Origin of the sequence: Cyanobium sp. WAJ14-Wanaka (assembly GCF_024345375.1) — a bacterium.
In the GTDB taxonomy this organism is placed as follows: Bacteria; Cyanobacteriota; Cyanobacteriia; order PCC-6307; family Cyanobiaceae; genus Cyanobium_A.
The window spans coordinates 322,626-339,387 of the sequence record NZ_JAGQAZ010000001.1; the positions used below are offsets into that span (position 1 = coordinate 322,626).

17 protein-coding genes are annotated in these 16,762 nt (G+C 61.5%); 12 read left to right on the top strand and 5 right to left on the bottom strand.

What is annotated here, in order from left to right:
• Positions 1–53: 53 nt before the first annotated feature.
• Positions 54–890, bottom strand: coding sequence for a bluetail domain-containing putative surface protein (locus KBY49_RS01860; protein ID WP_396099528.1), 837 nt, complete (start codon positions 888–890; stop codon positions 54–56).
• Between KBY49_RS01860 and KBY49_RS01865 the strand changes: the two genes are divergently transcribed.
• From KBY49_RS01865 to KBY49_RS01905, 9 genes are all read left to right on the top strand, one after another.
• Positions 824–1,009 (top strand): hypothetical protein, encoded by a 186-nt coding sequence (locus tag KBY49_RS01865; RefSeq protein WP_254933073.1) that lies wholly within the window; start codon positions 824–826, stop codon positions 1,007–1,009. The genes KBY49_RS01860 and KBY49_RS01865 overlap by 67 nt on opposite strands.
• A 221-nt stretch (positions 1,010–1,230) precedes the next feature.
• Positions 1,231–1,656 carry a hypothetical protein gene (locus KBY49_RS01870; protein WP_254933074.1) on the top strand — a complete coding sequence of 142 codons (426 nt, stop codon included), beginning with the start codon at positions 1,231–1,233 and terminating at the stop codon, positions 1,654–1,656.
• A 9-nt stretch (positions 1,657–1,665) separates the two neighbouring features.
• The gene (locus KBY49_RS01875; RefSeq protein WP_254933075.1) at positions 1,666–2,391 is read left to right on the top strand and encodes a response regulator; all 726 of its coding nucleotides are present in this window, start codon (positions 1,666–1,668) and stop codon (positions 2,389–2,391) included.
• A gap of 296 nt (positions 2,392–2,687) precedes the next feature.
• Positions 2,688–3,725, top strand: a complete 1,038-nt coding sequence (locus KBY49_RS01880; RefSeq protein ID WP_254933076.1) for an ATP-binding protein — start codon at positions 2,688–2,690, stop codon at positions 3,723–3,725.
• Positions 3,726–3,781: 56 nt separating this feature from the next.
• Entirely contained in the window at positions 3,782–4,117 is a 336-nt protein-coding gene (locus tag KBY49_RS01885; protein WP_254933077.1) for a hypothetical protein, read from the top strand.
• Positions 4,118–4,187: 70 nt separating this feature from the next.
• On the top strand, positions 4,188–4,841 hold the full coding sequence (locus tag KBY49_RS01890; protein ID WP_254933078.1) for a DUF3386 domain-containing protein: 654 nt from the start codon (positions 4,188–4,190) through the stop codon (positions 4,839–4,841).
• Positions 4,842–4,873: 32 nt separating this feature from the next.
• The gene (locus KBY49_RS01895) at positions 4,874–5,758 is read left to right on the top strand and encodes an ABC transporter permease (RefSeq protein ID WP_254933079.1); all 885 of its coding nucleotides are present in this window, start codon (positions 4,874–4,876) and stop codon (positions 5,756–5,758) included.
• On the top strand, positions 5,758–6,588 hold the full coding sequence (locus KBY49_RS01900; RefSeq protein ID WP_254933080.1) for an ABC transporter ATP-binding protein: 831 nt from the start codon (positions 5,758–5,760) through the stop codon (positions 6,586–6,588). The genes KBY49_RS01895 and KBY49_RS01900 overlap by 1 nt, the downstream gene beginning before the upstream one ends.
• Positions 6,569–7,579, top strand: a complete 1,011-nt coding sequence (locus KBY49_RS01905) for an ABC transporter substrate-binding protein (RefSeq protein ID WP_254933081.1) — start codon at positions 6,569–6,571, stop codon at positions 7,577–7,579. The genes KBY49_RS01900 and KBY49_RS01905 overlap by 20 nt, the downstream gene beginning before the upstream one ends.
• 45 nt (positions 7,580–7,624) lie before the next feature.
• Here the strand turns inward: KBY49_RS01905 and KBY49_RS01910 are convergent, their stop codons facing one another.
• Both KBY49_RS01910 and KBY49_RS01915 read right to left on the bottom strand, forming a co-directional pair.
• Positions 7,625–7,864, bottom strand: a complete 240-nt coding sequence (locus KBY49_RS01910; protein WP_254933082.1) for a DUF6447 family protein — start codon at positions 7,862–7,864, stop codon at positions 7,625–7,627.
• 39 nt (positions 7,865–7,903) lie between these two features.
• A complete protein-coding gene (locus KBY49_RS01915; RefSeq protein ID WP_254933083.1) occupies positions 7,904–9,643 on the bottom strand; it encodes an ABC transporter ATP-binding protein in 1,740 nt (579 codons plus the stop codon).
• A gap of 30 nt (positions 9,644–9,673) precedes the next feature.
• On the opposite strand from KBY49_RS01915, the gene KBY49_RS01920 reads away from it, so the two are divergent.
• Genes KBY49_RS01920 through folP form a run of 3 tightly spaced genes read left to right on the top strand, consistent with a single transcriptional unit; the run spans position 9,674 to position 11,467 of the window.
• Positions 9,674–9,868, top strand: coding sequence for an RNA-binding S4 domain-containing protein (locus KBY49_RS01920; RefSeq protein ID WP_254933084.1), 195 nt, complete (start codon positions 9,674–9,676; stop codon positions 9,866–9,868).
• A 28-nt stretch (positions 9,869–9,896) separates the two neighbouring features.
• The gene (gene tpiA / locus KBY49_RS01925; RefSeq protein WP_254933085.1) at positions 9,897–10,625 is read left to right on the top strand and encodes a triose-phosphate isomerase; all 729 of its coding nucleotides are present in this window, start codon (positions 9,897–9,899) and stop codon (positions 10,623–10,625) included.
• On the top strand, positions 10,625–11,467 hold the full coding sequence (folP, locus tag KBY49_RS01930) for a dihydropteroate synthase (protein ID WP_254933086.1): 843 nt from the start codon (positions 10,625–10,627) through the stop codon (positions 11,465–11,467). Before tpiA ends, folP begins: the two co-directional genes overlap by 1 nt.
• Here the strand turns inward: folP and KBY49_RS01935 are convergent.
• Positions 11,457–12,677 carry a cation:proton antiporter gene (locus KBY49_RS01935; protein ID WP_254933087.1) on the bottom strand — a complete coding sequence of 407 codons (1,221 nt, stop codon included), beginning with the start codon at positions 12,675–12,677 and terminating at the stop codon, positions 11,457–11,459. The genes folP and KBY49_RS01935 overlap by 11 nt on opposite strands.
• Before the next feature lie 24 nt (positions 12,678–12,701).
• A complete protein-coding gene (locus KBY49_RS01940) occupies positions 12,702–16,715 on the bottom strand; it encodes a magnesium chelatase subunit H (RefSeq protein WP_254933088.1) in 4,014 nt (1,337 codons plus the stop codon).
• Positions 16,716–16,762: the final 47 nt, after the last annotated feature.

Sequence of the window (16,762 nt, forward strand, 5' to 3'; positions counted from 1 at the left end):
ATGGATGATCACGTTGCTTAAGCGGCTGGAGCGGTGTGTCGGCTGAGGCGGGTTCACACCACCGTGAGCCTGCTCAGATCACCACTGAAACCAGTGATCTCAATGATTCCGTCGCTGCCGCCCTGGAATCCGGCCTGCCCATCATTTAGCGCCAGGAAGGTGCGGTTGTTGCTGCCAGCGCCGAGGCTGAAAGTCACTGCGTCGTTGGCGCTGAAGTTGCGGCCATTGAGCAAATTGCCCACTTCAGCCAAATCCAGGCTTGCCACCCGGCCCAACTGGCTCACCTTGACTACCGCAGACCAACCATCGATCACATCGGTGCCAATCACCAAATCGGTGATGCGGTCGAAACCACTCAGCAGGCTGTCGCCCATGCCGAAAGCAAAGGTGTCGCTGCCAGCACCCCCGGTCAGGATGTCGCCGCCACCGAGGCCCCGCAGCAGGTCGTTACCGCCGCCGCCATTGAGATTATTGGCCAAGTTTGAACCGGTGATGCTGTCGGCATTTTCCGAGCCCACAACATCCTGAAAGCCCTTCACCACAAGGCTGGCGCTGCCCACAAAGGGAAGATTGTTGATGGTGAGCGATTCTTTGGAGAGGTCCACCGTCATTGTTGCGGTAGTGCCTGTGCTGCCATCGATAACATTGCGGCGATTGGGGTTGGCCTGGATCACCTCCACGTCGAAGCTGGCGATGGTGTCTGTGCCAAGGCCCCCGGATTTGCTGATAACGCCACCGCGGCTGAGGGTGATGTCGGCATTGAGGCCGGAGTAGTCGAGGGTGTCGATGCCGGCACCGCCACTAATTGAGTCGCTGCCTGCTGTTGCTAGCAAGCGATCGTTTCCATCCCCACCTGAGGAGTTATTGGAGCTGTTATCGCCCACCAGCACGTCATTGCCGGCGCCGCCAAGCAGATTCAGCGGCAGGGGCCGGGGTGCGGGAGCGGGTGCTGGGCCTGGTGCTGGGCCTGGTGCTGGAGCTGGAGCAGGTGCTGGAGCTGCGCCGATAAGCGGAGCAACGATGGGAGGGCGTTCGGCCGAATTTGCTGGGGGCATGGGAAAGAGATTTCAAACTGCTTCGAACCAACTCTCCTGCATATATTTGTCTGAACTGTGACTAAGCCCTAGCAATTTGTGACTGGATCTGACTGGGGCCTGGTCATATTTGGCAATGACTCCCCCATCTCCAGGCACAGTTCAGGCGCATTGCTCCCGGACATTGGTGGATGAAATGAATCCCCATCCAATGGCAGTTTCCTTCTCTTCCCCAGGTTCTCTAGCACTTGGCCTTGTTCTGCTCACAGGTTTTGTTGGTACTCCGGGCCGTGCGCAAGAAACCACTAAAAATTTGAATACTGTTCCCGCAAGACTTGTGCCAGCAAAGGTGTTGCCGGAGCGAGCTCTATCCGAGCTGAAGGCCCTTGAACTTGAAAAATTGGCGAGCCTGCAGAAACTGAACCGTTTGGAAGAGGCTTGCATCAGTAGGGCCAGCAACCTGGAGGCACTCCACCAGTGCAGACGCGACGAGCACCAGGCCCACAGGGAACTGCGCAAGAATGTGGGTCAGAGGATGGCGGCGATCAGCCAGCGCTATGGGTTGCCATTGGCTAAGCCAAAACACGAATATGGTGGTTGCAAGGGCGAACCGCAGACTTGATCAAAGCCCATGGCTAAGCCCTTCAAGGTCTGGTTGGTAGACGACGATCCGGAGCTCAGGCAAATGCTGGGCTCCTATCTTTCTGACCATGGTTATGAAGTTCGCTGTTTTGAGACGGCTGAACTATTCCTAGTCCGTCTTGCGATTCAGCGGCCTGATCTGGTGGTGCTCGACGTGATGCTGCCCGGTCAGGATGGCCTCTCTTTGATGCGCCAGCTTCGGGGAGCCCAGGATGATCTGCCCGTTGTGATGTTGACCGCAAAGGGTGATCCGGTCGATCGCATTATTGGCCTTGAACAGGGGGCAGACGACTACCTGGCTAAACCATTTTTGCCCAGGGAACTAACGGCGCGGGTCGACTCGGTCCTGCGCCGCCATAGCCAGAGACCAGTGGGAGTGCCCTTGGAGGGGGAGGAGCCTGTGGTATTTGGTCAATGTGTGCTGAACCTCCATACCCGCACTCTGCAGAAAGGTGATTGTATTTTGGCTATTACTACTGGTGAATTTAGTCTGTTGATGGCTTTCGTTCAAAATGCCCATCGACCCTTGTCAAGACAAAGGTTGATTGATATTGCCAGGGGGCCTGCCAGCGAAACAGATCTGCGCAGTATGGATGTTCAGGTGTCCAGGCTAAGGAAGCTAATCGAGGCTGACCCACGTCGACCAAGATATATCCAGACGGTCTGGGGATTCGGCTATGTGTTTGTGCCTGAAGGAAAACCAGCGGCCTGTTGATGGCATTTCCTGTGCTTAACAAGGCATCGCTTTCTTTCCGCCTTGTTGGATTTTTTATGTTGTCTTGGTTGGGCAGTTTGTTGCTATTTCGCTCGGTTTTAGCTGCTAAAATTGAACAAAATCAGATTGGTCAGTCTGTAAATATTCTCGCACATAATATCAGCCTTAGTGAGCTTGCATTGGAGCGCTACCCGCCCGCTGCTGTTTCTAACCTTAATGGTTATCAGTTATTGGTGGACCAACTTCCCAGACAGGCTGGAAACAGTGATGGTGTATTGCTAAGGCAGCTATCAATTTTGAAGCCACTGCTGTGTGATCGGCTTGGCCATTGCCCGGAAATGGAGCCTGCCCTCAAGCCCGATAGGGGGATCTGGATTCACCTTGCTTCTCCTTTGGAGCCAGTGTGGCTTTTCTTTCCCCTGCCCTCCGCTCAATTTCTCAGCACCGATCCCCTGCTGCTTTCCCTTTCCCTTATCACCGGTAGCGTGATGGCTGGGGCAATGTTTTTATTCCTTGAGGTGCGTAGGCCATTGCGCCGATTGGAGCAGGCCATGGCCGAGGTGCGCAGCGGTGCCGACGGCTCACCCGCTCCAGCAACTGGAGCCCTGGAAGTAAGGCAGTTGAGCCTCCATTTCAATTCCATGCTGTCCCGTATCCAGGCCAGTGAGAGGGAGCGACAGACGATGCTGGCGGGTATAGCCCACGACTTGAATAGTCCGCTTACCCGCCTGAGGTTAAGGCTGCAGGGTGGTTCAGCACCAGGCGACTCGTTACTTTGCCTGGATTCCCATGCCCAGCTAAAGCTGGGAGCAGATTTAGATGCCCTTGGGCGTATTACCCAGCAATTCCTTTTGTTCGCGGGATCAGGTAGCCGGGAAGGATTTGTGGAGGTTCCACTGCACCAACTGCTAGAGGAGCTATCTGCCCACTACGACGGCCAGGATTTGCGGCTGGAACTTGACGAAATCCAAGCCTTAGTGCAGCCGATAGCCCTCATCCGTGCCATTGGCAACCTTATCGACAACGCCCTCGAATATGGCGAAGCTCCATTGCTATTGCGCCTTATTTTGCTGAATCCGTATGCCTATGCGATCGAAGTGATTGATCGCGGCCCAGGCATTCCAGATCAGGAACTTGATTTGGCCGTTGAACCTTTTCAGCGCCTAGATCGCGCACGCAGGGGGGAGGGTCACTGCGGGCTCGGTTTGGCCATCGCCAAGAGGATTGCCCTGGTCCATGGGGGCGACCTCCTATTGAATCCCATCTCGGCAGCAGAGGGGGGTGGTCTTTGCGCATGTTTTTGGGGTAGCTGCCAGCCCCTGGAGCGGGCTTAGCGATGGGCATTCGATTGCCAAATTGTTGCCGTCCGGCCCTGGCCGGATCATTGATATTGGCTTCCTTAATTGCACCTTTGCCAGGTCTCTGCCAGGACCAGAGGGCGTTCCAGGTTCTCAGGGAACTTGAACAACAAAAGTTGCTTGAGGCTCTTCAGCTGGTCCGTATCTCCTTTAGCTGTGTGGATGCGGCCCGCAACATCCACGCCCTACAGGAATGCCATCGGCAAGAGAGGGATCGGGAATGGGAGCAACGGGAGCGCTTTCGTCGGCAGATTGGGGCTGCCAGAGCCCGCTTTGGCCTGGGGAGGCCTAGGGAAGAACCTCCCCCCAGGCCTGGCTATGGCCCGCCCCCTGAGGGGCGAGAGGGCCGCCGGCCCCAGCCTTGGTGAATTCAGCGCTAGTTGTCGGCCAGGGCTCAGTAGGGTGGCTACTTGCTTTCTCGACCGGGATACTTCCGCCATGACCGTCGCCGGTAGCGATTGCACCGCAGCCTTCAAGGCCGCCTACTCAAACCGCTACACCTGGGAACCCGGTTTTGGTGGTTACCAGGGCCGTTGCGTCTGGGAGCAGGGCGACCAACGGGCGGAGGCCAGTTTCCAGGTGGGCGCCGATCTCAAGGCCCAGGTTGGCGGCATCGACGACGAAGAAATTAAAAAGGCCGTGGCCTCCCAGCTGTGGGAGGTGGCCATCCACCGGGTGCGTCGCTCCTTTGAGCAGACCCACGGCGAGAACACCTTCACGGCCGGCGACACCGACGCGGTCGGAACTGAGGTAATCGTGGGCGGCAAGAACAGCGGCGACCGCTACCGCATCAAGGGCGATGTGGTCACGATGGTGCACCGTCACATCCACGGCACCGTGGTGACTATCTTCACCGAGAGCACCACCGACACCGGCAGCGGCTACTTGAGCCACACCTACACCAGCCAGTACGCCGATCCCACCAGTGGTGAGCTCAAGGGCGGAAAGAGTCGCTTCACCGACACCTTTGTACCCCTCACCCCTAGTGGCCCCTGGGTGTTGGGTGGACGCGTGGTCGAAACCGAGGCCCATGGCGAAGTGCCGGCCGGCCGCCAGGAGTTTCATTTCGAGGACTTGGCGCCCCTGGCCTAGTTCAGGGGGCGGGCTGGCGTCACAATGCGCCAATGCTTTCCCTTTGGCTTGGCGCCTACGACCAGGGTTTGGCCTATGGGGGCCTGGCCCTGGGCACCTACCTGACCCTGCGGGTCCTCAATTTTCCCGACCTCACGGTTGATGGCTCCTTTGCCCTGGGTGGCGGGGCCGCGGCGATGTTGATCAGCCAGGGAATCTCCGTGCCCTGGGCCCTGGCGGCGGCGGTGGCCTGCGGCTGCCTAGCCGGCATGCTTACGGGCCTGATCCACACCCGCCTGGGGGTGAACGATCTTTTTGCCGGCATCCTCACCACCACCGGGCTGTATTCGATCACCCTGCGCCTGATGGGGCGCTCCAACATTCCCCTCACCGATACCCCAGCCGGGATCTTGAAGCTGCCGGATTTGATCCCCGGCCTCGATGACAACTGGGCAATTGCCCTCAGCCTGGTGGTGCTTGGCCTGGGGTTATTGCTAGCCCTGCTGCTTTCCACCGATTTCGGCCTGGCCCTGAGGGCATTGGGCAACAACGCCACCATGGCCCGGGCCAATGGCATCAACCAGGGACGCGGGCTCACCTTGGGCATTGCGGCTGCCAACGGTTTGGTGGCCCTATCCGGTGCCCTGGTGGCCATCTACCAGGGCTTTGCCGACGTGACCATGGGCATTGGTTCCCTGATCTTGGGCCTGGGCATGGTGATCATTGGTGAATCGGTTTTGCGGCCCCGTTCCTTTTCGATGGCCCTTGTGGCGGTGGTGTTGGGGGCGGTGTTGTTCCGGGCCCTGATTGCGATTGCCCTGCAGTTGGGCCTCGATCCGATCGACCTCAAGCTGACCACGGCCGCACTGCTGCTGTTTGCCCTGGCCTTTGGTCGCCTGCGCATTCCTGGCCTGGCGGACCAGGGCAGGGGCTCGTAATGGCAGCGGCTGGCCTGAGCATCAGGGAGCTCGATTGGGGCCACCCCCTGCCCGGTGGCGAGTGGCGCCAGCTGTTTAGGGATTTTTCGCTGGATTGCCCCCGGGGCCAATTTGTGGTGGTGATTGGCAGCAATGGTTCGGGTAAATCCACCCTGCTCAACCTGGTGGCCGGCACCCTTAAAGCCGCGGCCGGCAGCATTCGCCTGGGGGAGCGCCCCCTGGAGCGCCTGCCCGACCACGGCCGTGCCCGCTGGATTGGCCGGGTGATGCAAAACCCCCTCGACGGCACCTGCCCCACCTTGAGCATTGCTGAGAATTTGCGCCTGGCCGAAAGGCGTCACCGCCCAGCCCTAAGCCTGCAGGGGCTTTTAGGGCTCCATCCCAGCCCCGGCGATCGCCGTCGCTACAGAAGCCTGCTGGCTGGATTGGGCCTGCCCCTGGCCGACCGCCTCGATGAACCGGTGGGTCAACTCTCGGGCGGTCAGCGCCAGACCCTCAGCCTGGTGATGGCCACCCTGGGATCCCCCGATTTGCTGCTGCTTGACGAGCACACCGCCGCCCTTGACCCCCGGGCCGAAGCCACCGTGATTGGCCTTACCGAGCAATTGGTGTGCCAGTTGGGCACCACCACCTTGATGGTTACCCACAGCCTCAAGCAGGCCCTAAGCCATGGCGATCGGTTGGTGATGCTCCACGACGGCCAGCTGATTGGCGATTGGAATGGGGAGCAGCGCCGGAGCTTGAGCGAGGAGTCGTTGCGGGCCCTCTATGGCTCGGCCATAGTGAAATCAACCAGCCAAACCCATCCCGATGGCCCTGCAACGGCGTGAATTCCTTGGCCTGATGGGGGCCGGTGCCGTCAGCACCATCGCCCTGGCCGCCTGCGGCCGCCTGGGGACCCCCAAGGTGAAGGGGCCGACGATCGGCATGTTGCAGATGGTTGATGCGCCGCCCCCCACCCTCACCCGCAAGGGTTTTGAGGCTGCCCTGGCGGAGGCCGGATACCTGCCCGGCAAAACGGTCAATTTCATCCAGAAAGATGCCGCCGGCGAACTGCCAAACACCACCCTTGTGATGAAGCAATTCGTGGGCGAGCCGGTCGACATGATCTTGGCCGTGGGCACCCCACCCCTGCAGGCGGCCATGAAGGTGGCACCGGAAACCACGCCGGTGATTTTTTGCTACTGCTCCAATCCTTGGGGAGCTGGTGCCGGCACCCCCCCAGGCGGGGTGGGCGAGCACAGACCAAATGTGGTTGGCACAATTGGCACCAATCCGGTGGGTAGGGAGCTTGACCTGGCCCGGGCCTTTAATCCCAACCTCAAAACCGTGGGTTTGATCTTTAACCCGGGTGAACCCAATTCCTCCTACGAAGCCGAGATCCTTAAGCAGGAGGCCGCCAAGCGGGGCATCACCGTGGTGGAACAATCTGTGGCCAATTCAGGGGAGGTGCTCCAGGCCGCCCAGGTGCTGGCGCAAAAGAAGGTGGAGGCATTTGTGAAAATCGGCGATTACGCCACCATTCAGGGCTTCGCCTCGATCACAAAGGTGGGCGCGGCTAATAAGATCCCCGTCTATTCAGTTGATGCCGATGACATCAAGTTGCCCGGTTGTTTGGCCACAATTGGCTGGGCCTACTTTGACGATGGCTATGCCGCAGGCCAATTGGCAATTAAGGTTCTGAAGGGTGAATCACCCGCCAAACTCCCCTTTGAGCCCCTAACTAAAACCGAGCTACTTGTTAACGAGTCAACAGCAAAGGCCCTGGGATTGGAGATTCCCAAGGCCGTGCTCGCTGAGGCAAAGCAAGTAGTTAGTTAGGTAGTTTTTTAGCACTAGAATTTGCCAGGTATCTAAAAGTGACCCCTATTCGGGGAGTGCCTCTACATCTTTGAGGCGCTCATTTAGCTGCATCGCCATGGACTGACGGCCAACTGCTAAAACCTTCAGGGTGTCTTCGTGCATGCGCAATTGGGCATCGGCCACCTGCATGCCCCTCACCAGCTCCTTTAGCTCATCGGGAAGGGTGGCGAGGTCGTAGCGCTTGCCCTCGAAGGTCAGAATTGGGGGCTGGTTGTCTTGGCCGGCGGGGTTGGAGTTGTCCAAGGAGGGGGAATTAGCGTGTGCTCAAGATAGGGCAGGGGATCAGTTTTGTAGATGGATGAACTGGCGCTCACACAGCTCCCGGTAGCGGCCACCGGCGGCCATCAGCTGCCGGTGGTTACCCCGCTCCACAATCGTGCCGCGCTCGAGCACCAGGATTTGGTCGGCCTGCTGAACCGTGGCCAAACGGTGGGCGATCACCAGCACCGTGCGGCCGGCCATCGCCTGTTTCAGCCCCATTTGCACCGCCTCTTCTGCCTCCGCATCCAGGGCGCTGGTGGCCTCATCCAACAGCAGTACCCCCGGGTTACCAAGCACGGCTCTAGCTATGGCCAGGCGCTGCAGTTGGCCCCCTGAAAAATTGAGGCCCCGCTCCTCAATCCTGCTGGCATAGCCCTGGGGCAGGGCTTCGATGAAGCCTGCGGCGTTGGCCAGCTGGGCTGCCTGGCGAATTTCTGCGGCGCTGGCGGGCCGGCCAAAGGCAATGGCCTCCGCCACCGTGCCTGAAAACACACTGCTCTGTTGGGGCACCAGGGCCACCGCCTGGCGCAGCTCCCGTGCCCGCAGGCAGGCCAAATCATGGCCATCGATCCGCACCTGGCCCCGTTGGGCGGTGTTGAAGCGCAGCAGCAGCGAAAACAGGGTGCTCTTGCCAGCTCCGGATGGACCCACCAGTGCCACCAGCTGGCCCGGCTCCACCTTCAGGTCCACACCCCTCAGGACGGGCTGGCTGGGCTCGTAGCCAAAGGACACCCCCTCCAGCAGCAGCTCCCCGCGCACCGCCCCCAAGGCTTCTGGATTGGCCCTGTCGGGGGGCTCTACGGGCTCTGCTTCGATGGCCCTGAGCCTATTTAGGGATGCTTGGCCCTGTTTGAGCTCATTGAAGTTGGTGGTTAGGTGGGCAATTGGATCGATCAGCATCAACAGGGCCGCCACATAGCTGCTGAAGCCCTGGCTGTTTAGGCCCTGGGCCTGAATCCGCCAGGCCCCAATCAACAGCACGCTGAGGATGCCGGCCGCTTCTAAAAATCCCACCACCGGATGCTGGAGGGCCAGCAGTTTCAAGGTGCGATAGCGGGCCTGGCGGTGCAGGTTGATTTCCGTATCGAAGCGTTTTTGCAGCCAGGGTTCGGCGGCAAAGGCCCTAACTAGGGGCAGGCCGTTGATTGCTTCCCCCAGGAGGCCGGCCAGTTCACTCACCTGCTTCTGGCTGCGCTCGGCTGCCCCCATCACCCGGGCGCCAAAGCTGCTCACCAGCAGGGCCACTAGCGGGGCCAGCAGCAGGGTGGCCAGGGCCAGGGGCCAATCCAGCCACACCATGTAACCGAGCACCACCACCAGCTGCAGGGCGCTGGGGGTGGTGTCCTGGATCGTCTTGTAGATCACCTCCCCGACCCGGTCGGCGTCTTCCGTGAGCCGGTAGGTGAGATCGCCGGCGGAGAGCTTTTCTAAGGCCCCAAATTGGAGGGTTTGCAGCCGGGCAAACAGGCTGCGCCGCAGCTCCTGACTCACCCGTAGGGCGGGTCCGGCCAGGAGGATGTCCTGGCCAAATTGGGCGGCCTTTTGCAGCAAAAACACCGCCAATGCCAGGCCAATGCAGCGGGCCACGGTGCCCAGATCGCCCGCCCCGATCGCCGGGATCAGTTGGCCAGCCAGCCAGGCCAGCAGGGGCCAGCAGGCCACAAAGATCAGCATGCAGACCCCGCCAGCGGCAAGTCGACGCCGATGGGGCTTCAACAGCGGCAGCAGGCTGCCGAAGCCGGCCGTTGGGGATGCGAGCATGCCCGAAACGCTATCAGCGCTGCTCTGGCCTTGAAACTTGATCAATTTCTGAAGCTCCAGGGCCTGGTTAGCACCGGTGGGGAAGCCAAGTTGCGAATCCAGCGGGGCGACGTGCGCGTCAATGGCTCAATCGATACCCGGCGTGGTCGCCAGCTATGCCTCGGAGACGCCGTAGAGATTGATGGACGGGAGCTGCTGGTGACCCCGATTCCCGCCGACCATTAAGTTGCCCCAATACGACTGAGGAGTTCCAGTGCGCAAGGCTGTCATTGCGGGCAACTGGAAGATGCACATGACCTGCGCTGAGACGCGGGTTTTTGCTGCCACCTTCCGCCCTTTGATTGCCGACCTGCCCGACGATCGGCAGGTGGTGATCGCTCCCCCCTTTACCTCCATTCCCACCCTCTCGCGCCATTTGGATGGGGCCGGGGTGGCGGTAGCCGGCCAAAACGTCCACTGGGAGGAGAAGGGCGCCTATACCGGCATGATTTCAGCCCCGATGCTCGTGGAACACGGCGTCAGCCACGCGATCGTGGGCCACAGCGAACCCCGCAAGTACTACAGCGAATCGGACGAGCAGATCAACCTGCGGGCCCGCACGGCCCAGAGGCACGGTTTGATCCCGATCCTTTGCGTGGGCGAGAGCCTGGACCAGCGCGAGGCCAGTGAAACCGAAAGGGTGATCCACCGCCAAATCGAGCAGGGACTCCACGCCGTGGATGCCAAAAGGTTGATCGTGGCCTATGAGCCGATCTGGGCGATTGGCACCGGCAAGACCTGTGCGGCCGAGGAGGCAAACCGGATCTGTGGCCTGATTCGCGGCTGGGTGGGTAACCCGGAGGTTGTGGTGCAATACGGAGGTTCGGTCACCCCCGCCACCATCGACGACCTGATGGCCCAAAGCGACATCGACGGGGTGTTGGTGGGTGGAGCCTCCCTTGATCCGGTTGGCTTTGGGCGTATCGCCAACTACGGGCGCTGATGTTCTCCTGGGGTGAGCGCACTGCCGTGATGGGGGTGCTCAACCTCACCCCCGACTCCTTCAGTGATGGCGGCCGCTTTGAATCGCCCCTCGCCGCCTTGAAACAGGCTGGACGCCTGCTGGGCCAGGGCGCCGACCTGCTCGACCTGGGCGCCCAAAGCACCCGGCCCGGCGCCGTGGAACTCGATGCCGAGCAGGAGTGGCAACGGCTGGCAGGCCCCCTGGGGGCGATCCGCGGCGCCCATCCCCAGGCCCTGCTGTCAGTCGATACCTTTTCGGCGGCGGTTGCTGAAAAAGCCCTGGCCGGGGGCGCCAACTGGATCAACGACGTGCGGGGCGCCAGTGGCCGCCGGGATCCGGCGATGTTGGCTGTGGTGGCCCAGGCGGCCTGTCCCTACGTGTTGATGCACAGCCGGGGGACGGCCAGTTCGATGGACCAGCTTGGGGTTTACGGGGATGTGGTGATTGAGGTGCGGGATGCTTTGCGCGCTGCCACCGACGAGGCCCTGGCAGCGGGGATTTCAGAGGCTGCCCTGATCTGGGATCCTGGCCTTGGTTTCGCCAAGGGCACCGACGCCAACCTGGAATTGCTGCGGCGCCTGGAGCTGCTGGTGGCGGAGGGATTCCCTCTGTTGGTGGGCCCCTCCCGCAAGCGTTTTATCGGCGATGTGCTCAACCAACCGCGCTCCCAGGCCCGCCTCTGGGGCACGGCAGCCGTCTGCGCCCAGGTGATTGGCAAGGGTGCCCAGATCCTGCGGGTCCACGATGTGGGGCCGATCGTGCAGATCGCCCGGATGGCCGATGCCCTCAAGGGCCCTAGTTCTGCGGGTCCTATCCCGTAGGGCCGTAGCCCAGCCTGCTGAGTAGGGGGCCCGTCATAACGGTCGTGACCAGGGCCATCAGCACCCCCATCGTGAATAGTTCGGTGCTGATCACCCCCAGCCCCAAGCCCACATTGAGGATCACCAATTCGGTGAGGCCGCGGGTATTCATCAGCCAGCCCAGGGCCTGGGCCTCCCTGGGCTCGATGCCACTGAGCCGGGCCATGGCCCACGCCCCTAAAAACTTGCCCAGCACGGCCAGCACCAGCACCAGCAGGGCGGCTGTCCAAAGCGGGCCTGAATTGAGGCTGCCGATCCTGGTGCTCAGGCCGCTAATTGCAAAAAACAGGGGCAGCAGCAGCTGGAGGACCACGGCCTCCAGGCGCAGTTCAAGGCGCCGCCGCAGCGGTTCATAGCGGGGCATGGCCAGGCCCCAGAGGAAGGCCCCAAAGATGGCGTGAACACCGATCCATTCCGTCACCGCGGCGCTGAATAGGGCCCCGCCAAACAGACTGGTTTGCAGCAGGGGCCCCAGCTGGTGGCCCTGGCGGTAGCGGTGCTCGAGCCAGCGTCTCAGCGGCCGCAGGCCCACCAGCAGCAACCAGCTCCAGGCGGCGGTGCCTACCAGGGGCAGAAGTACGCCGGCCCAGGAGCTGGAGCGGGCTATGGCCACCACCACCGCCAGCAGCACCCAGCTCACCACGTCTTCGAGGGCCGCTGCGGTGATTGCCAGGGCCCCGAGGGGCTGGTTCATCAACCCCCGCTCCTTGAGGATCCTTGCCAGCACCGGGAAGGCGGTGATTGCCATGGCGGTGCCCATGAACAGGGCGCCACTGAGGGCCCGGTCGCCAGGCAGCAGCTGGGGTTGCCACTGCTCAAATCCCATCGCCAGGCAAACCCCCAGGCCCAGGGGCAGCAGCACACCCACGCTGGTGATCCGGCTGGCCAGGGGGATCCGCCCCTGCAGGAGCTTGGGATTTAGCTCCAGGCCAATCAAAAACATGAACAACACCAGCCCCAGCTGACCCAACAGGTCCAGCTGGCTGCGCACCTCAGGGGTAAAAAGATGGGCCTCTAGGTCTGGGGCCACGGCGCCCAGCAGGCTGGGTCCCAGCACAATTCCGCCGACGATCTCGCCGATCACCCGGGGTTGCTGCCAGCGCTGGGCTAGCTCGCCCAAAAGTTGGGCGACCACAACTATTAAGGCAACGGCCACCAGCGACGTTGCCAAGGGTGAGACGGCTACGGCCAAGACCTACCTAGTGACACCTTCGATGCGATCTTCAATTTCCTGATAGATCTCCTGAAGTTGGGCAATGTTCTCGTCGGAGGTCTCCCAATAGCCCCGGCCGTTTACCTCCAGCAAGGTGCCAACGATGCGGCGGAAGCTGTGGGGGTTGAGCTCCATCAGCCGCTTGCGCATCTCCGGGTCGTTGATGAAGGTTTCGTTGGCTTCCTCGTAGACAAAGTTGTCTACGGCGCCGCTGGTGGCACTCCAGCCCAGGGTGAAATTGAGCCGCTTGGCCACCTCACGCACCCCCTCGTAGCCGGAGTTGAGCATGCCCTCGTACCACTTGGGGTTGAGCAGCTTGGTGCGCGAATCGAGGCGAATGGTTTCGCTCAAGGAGCGCACCTGGGCGTTGGCGGTGGTGGTGTCGGCGATATAGCTGGTGGGAGCCTTGCCGTCTTCGCGAAGGCCAGCAATCAACTTGGTGGGGTCGGAGTCGAAATAGTGGCTCACATCGGTGAGGGAAATTTCGGCTGAATCCAGGTTTTGGAAGGTCACATCGGCGGTTTTCATGGCCGATTCGAACACTTCACGATTCTGGTTCATTTCGCCAGGATTGTCGGCATTAAAGGCAAATGTTTTGCGGGAGAGATACATCTCCTGCAGTTCATTTTCCTCTTCCCAGGTGCTGTTTTCCACCGCCAGATTCACGTTTGATGAATAGCTGCCGCTGGCATTGGAGAAGACCCGGGTGGCCGCGTCCCGCAGGGAGATGCCCTGGGCTTCGGCCTGCTCTTGGCTGTGCTTACGCACGAAGTTGAGCTCCAGGGGCTCATCCGCTTCTGCGGCCATCTTCACGCCCTGGTCGATCAGGGCCATTTGGTTGATGAACAGGTCGCGGAATACCCCCGAGCAGTTGACCACCACATCGATACGGGGCCGGCCCAGCTCCTCAAGGGAGAGCAGTTCAAGTTTGTTGACCCGGCCGAGGGAATCGGGCACGGGCCGCACGCCGATGAACCAAAGGATCTGGGCCAGGGATTCGCCGTAGGTCTTGATGTTGTCGGTGCCCCAAAGCACGCAGGCGATCGTTTCTGGCCAGGTGCCCTGCTCGGCCTTTTGGCGCTCAATCAGGCGATCAACCACCAACTTGGCGGCGGCGATGGCAGCTCTGGTGGGAATGGATTGGGGGTCGAGGGCGTGGATGTTTTTGCCGCTGGGAAGCACCCCGGGGTTGCGAATCGGGTCACCGCCAGGGCCAGGCAACACGTATTCGCCGTCGAGGGCCCGCAGCAGGCTCTCCATCTCCATGTCGGCGCAGATTTGCTCTAGGCAAAAGCGCAGGTACCCAAACAAGTTGTCGAGCTCGACCTGGTCGACCGCCGGGAAGCCGGCTTTGCGGCAGGCGCCAAACCAGGCCGACTTCCGCTTGAAGCCGAGGCGTTCGAACAGCGCCCTGAGCAGGCCCATGCGCTTGCCCAGGTTTACGCGGCCATCGGCGCCGGTCACGGCCCGAACCATGGCACCCACGGCGCTGCGGCTGGCTTCGGTGATGGTGCGGTTCAGCTCCACGTCGGCGAGCACCCCGCGGTCGTTGCCCTTGTAGACGTCGTCGATGCTGCGGCCCAGGCTCTCGGCCAGCAGGCCGGGCAGACAGCGATAACCCTCTTCCTGGCGCTCCAGGGCGGCGATGCTCACCAGGGTGGCGATCGCCTCTTCGGCGGTGGGGGGTTTGCCGATGGTGTGCAGGCCGCAGGGCAACAGCCGGCTTTCAATCTCCATCAACTGCCGGTACACCGCTCCGATCACGGAGTCGCGGCCATCCAGGTCGAGCTCAGAAGCATCGACCTCGGGCAGGGTTACGTCCTTGTCGAGGTTGCACTGGCGGGCCGTTTCCACGACCGCATTGACGATCTGTACGCCCCGGCTGCTTTCACGCAGTTGTTGGTAGGAACCCACCAGTTCCCCCAGCTCCTTAAGGCCCTTGTAGAGGCCAGCATTTTCCGCGGGGGGCGTCAGGTAGCTGATGGTGGAGGCATAGCCCCGCCGCTTGGCGATGGTGGCCTCGGAGGGGTTGTTGGCGGCGTAGTAGTAGAGGTTGGGCAGGGAGCCGATCAGGGAATCGGGGTAGCAGGTTTCGCTCATGCCCATCTGCTTGCCAGGCATGAACTCCAGGGAGCCGTGGGTGCCGAAGTGCAGCACCGCGTCGGCGCCCCAGACCTTCTCCAGATAGGTGTAGTAGGCGGCAAAACCGTGGTGCGGGCTGGCGCTGCGTGAATAGAGCAGCCGCATTGGGTCGCCTTCGTAGCCGAAGGTCGGCTGCACCCCCACAAAGACGTTGCCGAAGTGGCGGCCGTAGATCAGCAGGTTGGTGCCATCGGAGTTGAGGTTGCCTGGGGGCTTGCCCCAGTTCTCCTCCAGCCGTTTGGAGTAGGGGGTCAGGCGCTCGTATTCCTCGACGCCCATGCGGTGGGCAATCGCCAGCTCGGGAGCGCCCTCGAGGGCCCCAGGATCGCTGAGCACGGCCTCCATTAGCTCCTTGGAGTTGGCGGGCATGTCCTTAATGGCGTAGCCCTTTGCCTCCATCCCCTGCAGCAGCTGGTAGATGGAGCCGAACACATCTAGGTAGGCGGCCGTGCCGACGTTGCCCTTGTCTGGGGGGAAGCTGAAGACGGTGATGGCCAGCTTCTTTTCTGAGCGGGGCTTGATGCGAAGGGATGCCCAGCGAATGGCCCGCTCGGCAATGGCTTCGACCCGGTCCTGGAGGGTATGGGCCTTGCCCGTGGCGTCGTCGCGGCCACTGAGCACGATCGGTTCGATGGCGCCATCGAGCTCGGGGATGGCGATTTGGAGGGCCACCTGCACGGGGTGCAAACCGAGGTCGCTCTCTTCCCATTCCTGGGTTGTTTGGAACACCAGCGGTAGGGCCACCATGTAGGGGCGGTTGAGGCTCTTGAGCACCTCGATCGCCTTGGGGTGGTCCTGACGGGCTGGGCCGCCCACCAGGGCAAAACCGGTGAGGCTGACAACCCCATCCACCAGCGGTTGGTCGGGGTTGAGGGGATCTTTGAAGAAGGCGTTTACCGGTTTGGTGAAGTCGAGGCCACCGCAGAACACCGGAATAACCGTGGCGCCCCGATATTCCAGCTCCTGAATGATTGCTACGTAGTGGGCCTCATCGCCGGTGACGATGTGGCTGCGCTGCAACACAAGGCCGATCACCGGACCCCTGCGCGCCTTCTCGGAGAGGTCGCTGCGGCTGGAGTTCCAGTTGAGGTATTCCTTGAGATCCTCAAACATCCCCGGGGCCAGGGGATGCCAGATACCTAGATCGGGAAACACGACCGGCTCTGCTACCTCAACGGCCGCCCGGTTGCTGCCTTCGCCGCTGCCAACCCTGGGGAAGACGTATTTATCGGCCAGCATCAGCAGGAAATTCCGGAGGTTGTCCGGGGTGCCGCCCAGCCAGTACTGGAAGCTGAGCATGAAGGAGCGGGCGTCCTGGGCCTTTTCCACCGGCAGATACTTCAACACCGTGGGCAGGGTGTTGAGCAGCTTCAACATCGCGTCTTGGAAGCCGGCACCACCGGCCTCCTTGCGCTTTTTCATGAAGCTGGCAATGGCGCTCTTGCTCTGGCCCAACTGGGCCATGGAGAAGGTGCCGAGCTTGTTGAGGCGCATCACCTCCGGCATCGAGGGGAACACCACTGCCGCCTTGAGCCTGTCGCGGTGGGGCGCTACTGCTTCCACCACCTTCTGGGCCAGGTCTTCGATGAAGATCAGCGAGGCGATGAACACGTCCGCTGCGGCCACATCGGCGCAGAAATCGGCGTAGTTCTGTGGATCGCGCAGTTCCTCGATTAGGTAGCCGCTGAGCTCAATGGCCAGGGGTCCGTTTTGATCATTGAGGGAGGTGGCCGCCTGGGTGAGGGCGTTTTGGTACTGGGGTTCAAGCACCACATAGACGGCCTTCATCACAGATCGGCCATTCACTTCGGCCGGGCTGACCCGGCGGTTGGAGGAGCGGACCTGCGTGAACATCAGCGCTGACGGGCTTTTCTTGTTCGGACGAGCTTACGAAGCTTTAA

Excerpts from the sequence above, each read along its gene's own strand:
- KBY49_RS01870 (WP_254933074.1), top strand. The coding sequence starts at position 1,231 with ATGAATCCCCATCCAATGGCAGTTTCCTTCTCTTCCCCAGGTTCTCTA.
- KBY49_RS01895 (WP_254933079.1), top strand. The coding sequence starts at position 4,874 with ATGCTTTCCCTTTGGCTTGGCGCCTACGACCAGGGTTTGGCCTATGGG.
- KBY49_RS01905 (WP_254933081.1), top strand. The coding sequence starts at position 6,569 with ATGGCCCTGCAACGGCGTGAATTCCTTGGCCTGATGGGGGCCGGTGCC.
- KBY49_RS01890 (WP_254933078.1), top strand. The coding sequence starts at position 4,188 with ATGACCGTCGCCGGTAGCGATTGCACCGCAGCCTTCAAGGCCGCCTAC.
- folP (WP_254933086.1), top strand. The coding sequence starts at position 10,625 with ATGTTCTCCTGGGGTGAGCGCACTGCCGTGATGGGGGTGCTCAACCTC.
- KBY49_RS01940 (WP_254933088.1), bottom strand. The coding sequence starts at position 16,715 with ATGTTCACGCAGGTCCGCTCCTCCAACCGCCGGGTCAGCCCGGCCGAA.
- KBY49_RS01915 (WP_254933083.1), bottom strand. The coding sequence starts at position 9,643 with ATGCTCGCATCCCCAACGGCCGGCTTCGGCAGCCTGCTGCCGCTGTTG.
- KBY49_RS01875 (WP_254933075.1), top strand. The coding sequence starts at position 1,666 with ATGGCTAAGCCCTTCAAGGTCTGGTTGGTAGACGACGATCCGGAGCTC.
- KBY49_RS01900 (WP_254933080.1), top strand. The coding sequence starts at position 5,758 with ATGGCAGCGGCTGGCCTGAGCATCAGGGAGCTCGATTGGGGCCACCCC.